The following is a 261-nucleotide window of genomic DNA, read 5'->3' on the forward strand; positions in this document are numbered from 1 at the left end:
GCCTGCGAGCGCAGGTCGTACCACAGGCTGTGCACGGAGGCGTCGTTGCGCAGGGTCTCGCCGAGGCGCTGCAGGAAGCCGGCGACCAGCTCGTCGACGTCGCGCGACTGCGCGACCACGTCGTCGTAGCGGGTGGCGCAGCGAGTTTTGTACTCGCGCACGCTGCAGCCGATCAGGTCGAGCTTGTCGGTGAAGTAGTAGTGCAGCACCCCGTGGCTGTACTCGGAGTTCTGCGCGATCTCGCGCAGGCTGGTGCGCGCG

1 protein-coding gene is annotated in these 261 nt (G+C 68.2%); it reads right to left on the bottom strand.

Annotated elements, in window-relative coordinates; genetic code table 11:
- Positions 1-261 (bottom strand): TetR family transcriptional regulator (locus tag HKX41_12055; protein NNC24868.1); only part of this gene is annotated, 261 nt, incomplete at both ends.

This window comes from Salifodinibacter halophilus (assembly GCA_012999515.1).
Classification (GTDB): domain Bacteria; phylum Pseudomonadota; class Gammaproteobacteria; order Nevskiales; family Salinisphaeraceae; genus Salifodinibacter; species Salifodinibacter halophilus.